2 protein-coding genes and 1 pseudogene are annotated in these 4,475 nt (G+C 72.8%); 2 read left to right on the top strand and 1 reads right to left on the bottom strand.

What is annotated here, in order from left to right; all coding sequences use genetic code 11:
• Positions 1-284 precede the first annotated feature (284 nt).
• A complete protein-coding gene (locus ACTZWW_RS22420) occupies positions 285-2,135 on the bottom strand; it encodes an adenine deaminase (protein WP_444783185.1) in 1,851 nt (616 codons plus the stop codon).
• Positions 2,136-2,501: 366 nt separating this feature from the next.
• Between ACTZWW_RS22420 and ACTZWW_RS22415 the strand changes: the two genes are divergently transcribed.
• Positions 2,502-3,794: an adenylosuccinate synthase gene (locus ACTZWW_RS22415; RefSeq protein ID WP_444783184.1), complete on the top strand. Its 1,293-nt coding sequence runs from the start codon at positions 2,502-2,504 to the stop codon at positions 3,792-3,794.
• A 34-nt stretch (positions 3,795-3,828) separates the two neighbouring features.
• Positions 3,829-4,475 (top strand): annotated as a pseudogene (locus tag ACTZWW_RS22410) (histidine kinase); the annotation flags it as partial.

Genomic DNA, 4,475 nt, shown 5'->3' with positions numbered 1-4,475 from the left:
GCCCGCGGTCTCGAGCTCCGGCGAGGTGGCCGGCACCGTCGAGGGCACGGTGAGGGTGGCGTGGGGATGGGCAGGGTATGCCGAAGAGGCCCGGCCCCTGTCACAACGGGTCGCGAAGCGGGCCCGGGGCCTAGAACCGCAGGTGCTTGGTCAGCGTGCGCGGAAGCGCGCGCGTCCACGAAACGCCGATGGAGGCGTCGCGCGCCGCGGCGTTTCACGCCGCTCATCATGGCTCCGGAGGTTCTGGGTCCCGGACTTGCTTCGCAATCCGGGATGACGGCCCCCTACTCCGCCGCTTCCCGCCCCTCCTCGAAGGGCGGCACGATCGTCATCTGCGGCACCAGCACGAGCCCCTTGTCGGTGATGCGGATCTCCGGGATGACCGAGAGCGGGATCAGGTTGAAGCCCATGTAGGGGATGGTGCAGCCGGCCTTCGCCCAGACTTCCTTGAGCACCCGCGTCTCCTCCGCGACCTCGGTGACGCGCTTGTCGGAGAGGAGGCCGGCGATGGGCAGCGCCACGAAGGCCTCCACCTTGCCGGCGTCGACCACGCACACGCCCCCTTGCGCCGCGCGCAGCGTGTCGAGCGCGAGGCGCATGTCCGCCTCGTTGGTCCCCGCCACGATGAGGTTGTGCGAATCGTGCCCGACGGAGGAGGCGACGGCGCCGGACTTGAGGCCGAAGTCCTTGAGGAGCCCGTGCGCCACCCGGCTCTCGCTGCCCGAGAGCCCGTGGCGCTCGATCACGGCGACGTGGCACAGGTCCGCGCCGCTCGCGCCGATGATCTCCTCCCAGGTCTCGCCCGCCGCCAGCGCCACGCGCTCGTGGAGCACGACGATCCCCGGCAGCGCGGTGCGCAGGGTGTTGGCGACGCAGGGCGTCCTCGGCGGCGCGGGGACGAGCGGCGGGTCGCCGGCGATCTTCACCGTGGTATAGGCCGCCTTCGGATACACCCACCGGTCCGACAGCGCCTCGTCGAGGACCGGCGTGATCCTGGCGTCCTCCACGACGAGCGTGCCGCCGTACCAGGTGTTGCGCACCTCCAGTGCGTCGTTGAGCAGCACGACGTCCGCCCGGCGCCCGCCGCCGAGCGCGCCGATCTCGCCGTCCTGGTGGTAGCGCGTCGCCGGGTGGAGCGAGCCCATGGCCCAGGCCTGCTCGCGGGTCATGCCCGCCTTCCACGCCTGGCGGGCGACCCAGTCCATGCCGAACAGCATCAGGTCGTCGGCGTCCCGGTCGTCGGTGCACACGCACACGCGCTTGTTGGAGGCGCCGAGCTCGGTGATCGTCTTGATCGCCTCGGGCAGCGAGTGCCACGGCGTGGTCGGCGGGCCGCCGCGCAGGAAGATCCAGACGCCTGCGTCGAGCAGGTCGTCGGCGATGTCGCGGTCGATCGCCTCGTGCGTGTCGGTGACGCCCGCCGCCGCGTAGGCCGCGACGAACTCCCGCCCGTAGATGTGCCCCGACACCGGCCGCCCCCGCGAGAGCGCGGCGGCGAGGATCGCGTGCGAGCGCGGGTCGCCGTGGGCGACCTGGACGAAGTCCATCTTCTCGCCGAGCGCCACCGCCTCCGGCCAGCGGTCGAACAGCGCGCCGATCTTCTCGGCCGTGAGGTCCCCGCCCGCGGTCTCGAGCTCCGGCGAGGTGGCCGGCACCGTCGAGGGCACGGTGAGGAAGATCGAGAGCGGCGCCTGCCGCGCGTCCTCCAGCATCGCCTCGACGCCGGCGACGTCCATGACGTTGCCGATCTCGTGGCTGTCGCAGAAGATCGTCGTCGTGCCGTTGAGGAGCGCCGCCTCCGCATACGCGCAGGCGGTGACCATCGAGGATTCGATGTGGATGTGCGGGTCGACCAGCCCCGGCGCCAGGATGCCGCCGTTGGCGTCGTAGATCTCGGCGGGGGCGTGTGCGAGCTGCGCGTGCGCGCCGTTCGGCTTGACCGCGGCGATGCGCCCGCCGGCGATCCAGACCTCGCGCTCGGGCAGGATGCGATCGGTATAGGTGGAGAGCACCCGCGCGCCCCGAATCACGAGATCGGGCGCCGACCGCCCCGCGGCGACGTCGGCGAGGCGGCGCGTCATCGTCGCGAGCGGCGCGACGGAGAAGCGGGTGAGGCGGGCGGTGGTGGCGGGCATGGGGGGCTCCTGCGCGGGACCGCCCGACGGTAGCCGAGGGGGCTCGGGGTGGGAAGCCCGGGGGGCGCCCTGCCCGGCCCGGCGGTACCTGGAACGGCCCCACCGCCCGCGCTGCGCGCGGACTCCTCCCCTCCGGGGAGGAATCGGGCTGCGGACGCGTCGAACCATGGTTGAAGGTCGACAGCGCTCGACCCTCACCGCGCGCGCGAAGCCCCGCCACCTCCCCCTTGACCCCCGCCCCACAATCCCCCACAAGGCCGCGCAAGGTGAACGACCCGCCCCGGCCTTGCGCCGGGGCTTTTCGTTTGCGGCCCGCGAAGCGTGGCCGCACGAGCCGAGGGACCCCAACGCGGGGAGCGAGAAGCGATGTCGAACGTGGTCGTCGTGGGCGCCCAGTGGGGCGACGAGGGCAAGGGCAAGATCGTCGACTGGCTGTCGAGCCAGGCGGACGTGGTGGTGCGCTTCCAGGGCGGGCACAATGCCGGCCACACGCTCGTCGTCGGCGAGACGGTCTACAAGCTCTCGCTCCTGCCGTCGGGCGTGGTGCGTGAGGGCACGCTGTCCGTCATCGGCAACGGCGTCGTGGTCGATCCGCACGCGCTCGCCACCGAGATCGAGCGGCTGCAGGGCCAGGGCGTCGCCATCTCGCGCGAGAACCTGCGCATCGCCGACAACGCGACCTTGATCCTCTCCATCCACCGGGAGCTCGACGCGCTGCGCGAATCGGGCGGGCACGGCACCAAGATCGGCACGACGAAGCGTGGCATCGGCCCCGCCTACGAGGACAAGGCCGGGCGGCGCGCCATCCGCGTCAACGACCTCGCCGATCTCGAGGCGCTCCGCCCGAAGATCGAGCGGCTGCTCACCCACCACAACGCGCTGCGCCGCGGCTTCGGGCTCGAGGAATTCGCCCTCGAGGCGATCTACGAGGAGCTCGCCAGCGTCGCGCCCAAGGTGCTGCCCTACATCGACGCCACCTGGCGGCTGCTGGACGAGCAGCGGCGGGCCGGCAAGCGCATCCTGTTCGAAGGCGCGCAGGGCGCGCTGCTCGACGTCGACCACGGCACCTATCCGTTCGTGACGTCGTCGAACACGGTGGCCGGTCAGGCGGCGACGGGGTCGGGGCTCGGCCCGAGCGCCGTCGGCTACGTGCTCGGAATCGCCAAGGCCTACACGACGCGCGTGGGTGAGGGTCCCTTCCCCACCGAGCTGCTCGACGCGGTCGGCGAGCGCATCGGAGAGCGCGGGCGCGAGTTCGGCACCGTGACGGGGCGCAAGCGCCGCTGCGGCTGGTTCGACGCCATGCTCGTGCGCCAGACGGTGCGCACGTCGGGCATCGACGGCATCGCGCTGACCAAGCTCGACGTGCTCGACGGGTTCGAGACCATCAAGGTCTGCGTCGGCTACCGCCTTGATGGCGACACGATCGATCACTTTCCTGCGGCGCAGGACGCGCAGGCGCGAATCGAGCCCATCTACAAGGAGTTCGAGGGCTGGTCCGGCTCCACCGCCGGCGCCCGCTCCTGGGCGGACCTCCCCGCGCAGGCGGTCAAGTACGTGCGCTTCATCGAGGAGCTGATCGGCGCGCCGGTCGCCCTCCTCTCGACGAGCCCCGAGCGCGACGACACCATCCTGGTGACGAACCCGTTCGAGGCTTGACGGCGCGCTCTCCTTCAGGACAGTCAAACGCCCGATGGCCGACTACTATCCGCTGATCGCCCGCGCCGTGCAGGGCCTCTCCGATCCCTCCCCGCCGATGCGCGAGGCGGTCTACGGCCGCGCGCGCGCAGCGCTGATGGACCAGCTCCGCTCGCTCGACCCGCCGCTGTCGGAAGAGGACATCGCCCAGGAGGGGCACTCCCTCGACGACGCGATCGCCCGCGTCGAGGCGAGCTACGCGCCAGCGGCGGCACCGGCTCCCGCTCCCGTACCTGCACCCGCCGCGCCCGCGCCCGAGGCCTATCCCGAGCCGGACGCCCATCACGAGCCGGACCCGTATCCGGAACCCGCACCCTATCCCGGCGCCGAACCCTACCCGGAACCCGAGCCCTTCCCCGAGCCGGAGCCCTACCCGGAGCCGGAGCCCTTCCGCGAGCCGGAGGCGTTCGCGGAGGCCGGGCCCGGCGCCGAGGCCGAGCCGTCCCACGAGCGGGCGGCACCGGCCGGCGAGGAGGCGCAGCGCTTCTCCCTGCCGTCCGCGCGCCGCCGCCCCGCCTACGAGGACAGAGCGCCCGGCGACGACGGCACCGACGCGGCGCCGGACCGGCTCGCCCCGGCCGCTGCGGCGGTCGCCCAGGAGACCCGCCGGCGCCCGCGCATCGACGCGACGGGCGCCAAGGC

Source organism: Salinarimonas sp. NSM, assembly GCF_052380005.1.
In the GTDB taxonomy this organism is placed as follows: domain Bacteria; phylum Pseudomonadota; class Alphaproteobacteria; order Rhizobiales; family Beijerinckiaceae; genus Salinarimonas.
The sequence above is the reverse complement of the archived record's forward strand: the minus strand, read 5'-3'. Positions and strand labels throughout refer to the sequence as shown.